1 rRNA gene (cut by both window edges) is annotated in these 2,500 nt (G+C 48.6%); it reads right to left on the bottom strand.

Going from position 1 to position 2,500, the window contains the following annotated elements:
- Positions 1 to 2,500, bottom strand: a 23S ribosomal RNA gene (locus HF324_RS30845) (it extends past both window edges: 131 nt to the left, 252 nt to the right).

Raw genomic sequence — 2,500 nt, forward strand, 5'->3', positions numbered from 1 at the left:
ATGCTTTCAGCGTTTATCCTGTCCGTACATAGCTACTCTGCACTGCACCTGGCGGCACAACAGATACACCAGCGGTACGTACGACCCGGTCCTCTCGTACTAAGGTCATGTCTCCTCAATTTACTAACGATCACAACAGATAGGGACCGAACTGTCTTGCGACGTTCTGAACCCAGTTCACGTGCCACTTTAATCGGCGAACAGCCGAACCCTTGGGACCTTCTCCAGCCCCAGGATGTGACGAACCGACATCGAGGTGCCAAACCTCACCGTCGATATGAGCTCTTGGGTGAGATCAGCCTGTTATCCCCGGAGTACCTTTTATCCTTTGAGCGATGGCCCTTCCATACAGAACCACCGGATCACTTTAGCCTGCTTTCGCACCTGCTCGGCTTGTTTGCCTCACAGTCAAGCACCCTTATACTAATGCGCTCTGCGTACGATTACCAACCGTACTGAGGGTACCTTTGCGAGCCTCCGTTACCTTTTAGGAGGCGACCACCCCAGTCAAACTACCCACCAAACAATGTCTCCCCTTACAGGGATTAGACTCTAAATAACAGAAGGTTGGTATTTCAACGATGACTCCACAACTCCTGGCGAAGCTGCTTCACAGTCTCCCAACTATCCTACACATCTGGCATTCAAAATCAATGTTAAGTTGTAGTGAAGGTTCACGGGGTCTTTCCGTCCCGTTGCGATTAACCGGCATCTTCACCGATACTACAATTTCACCGAGCTCGTGGTAGAGACAGTGTACAACTCATTAGACCATTCGTGCAGGTCGGAACTTACCCGACAAGGAATTTCGCTACCTTAGGACCGTTATAGTTACGGCCGCCGTTTACTGGGGCTTCAGTCAGAAGCTTTGGATTACTCCGAACATCCTTCCTTAACCTTCCAGCACCGGGCAGGTATCAGGCTCTATACGTCATCTTTCGATTTTGCAGGGCCCTGTGTTTTTGTTAAACAGTTGGTTGTACCATTTTACTGAGACCACATTGCTGTGGTACGCTTTATCCCGAAGTTACAGCGTCAATTTGCCTAGTTCCTTTACCACGGATCACTCGAGCGCCTGAGAATACTCATCTCGACTACCTGTGTCGGTTTACGGTACGGGCTGTCATAAACGAACCTTAGAAGTTTTTCTTGGAAGTCTGATTAGGGACATTATCAGCGCTGCCGAAGCTTTGCTGTACTATCAGGTTCAGCACCATCTGCGGATTTACCTACAGTCGGTATACCTACACCCTTTAACGCACTATTCCGTAAGTGCGCAGTCCTTTCACTACTCCGTTACTCCATCGAATTTATAACAGGTACTGGAATATTCACCAGTTTGCCATCAGCTACGCCTCTCGGCTTTGCCTAAGGACCCGACTAACCCTGATCCGATTAGCGTTGATCAGGAACCCTTAGTCTTACGGCGATAAGATTTTTCATCTTATTTATCGTTACTTATGCCTACATTTTCTTTTCTAAACGCTCCAGCATGCCTCGCGACACACCTTCGATGCAGTTTAGAATGCTCCCCTACCGTCTCATACCTAAGTATGAGGCCTAAAGCTTCGGTTGTATGTTTGATGCCCGATTATTTTCCGTGCCCAAACCCTCGACCAGTGAGCTGTTACGCACTCTTTAAATGAATGGCTGCTTCCAAGCCAACATCCTGGCTGTTTTAGGATTTGAACCGCGTTTGTTCAACTTAACATACGATTAGGGACCTTAGCTGTTAGTCTGGGTTATTTCCCTCTCGGCCATGGACCTTAGCGCCCACAGCCTCACTCCTGGAGATTATGTTATAGCATTCGGAGTTTATTAGGGTTTGGTAGGCGGTGAAGCCCCCTAGCCCAATTAGTAGCTCTACCTCTATAACACGTCTATATCCAAGGCTGTTCCTAAAAACATTTCGGGGAGAACGAGCTATCTCTCAGTTTGATTGGCCTTTCACCCCTATCCACAGGTCATCCCATAGCTTTTCAACGCTAATGAGTTCGGACCTCCAGTTAGTTTTACCTAACCTTCATCCTGCCCATGGATAGATCACAAAGTTTCGCGTCTACCCCCACTGACTAAGCGCTCTGTTAGAACTCGCTTTCGCTGCGGCTCCGGTACTGAAGACCTTAACCTTGCCAGTGAGGAGTAACTCGTAGGCTCATTATGCAAAAGGCACGCCGTCACCATTACTGGCTCCGACCGCTTGTAAGCGCACGGTTTCAGGAACTATTTCACTCTCCTGTTCGGAGTACTTTTCACCTTTCCCTTACGGTACTGGTTCACTATCGGTATCTAAGGAGTATTTAGCCTTATCAGATGGTACTGACAGTTTCACACAGGATTCCTCTGGTCCCGCGCTACTCAGGATACTGCACGTCCGCCAGAATTTGCGCCTACAGGGCTATCACCTGCTACGGCTCATCTTTCCAGATGATTCAGCTTGATCTGACTTTCTAAAAGCAGTCCTACAACCCCGGGTAGAATTGCTTCGACCCGGTTTGGG

Source organism: Chitinophaga oryzae (genome assembly GCF_012516375.2).
Lineage (GTDB): Bacteria > Bacteroidota > Bacteroidia > Chitinophagales > Chitinophagaceae > Chitinophaga > Chitinophaga oryzae.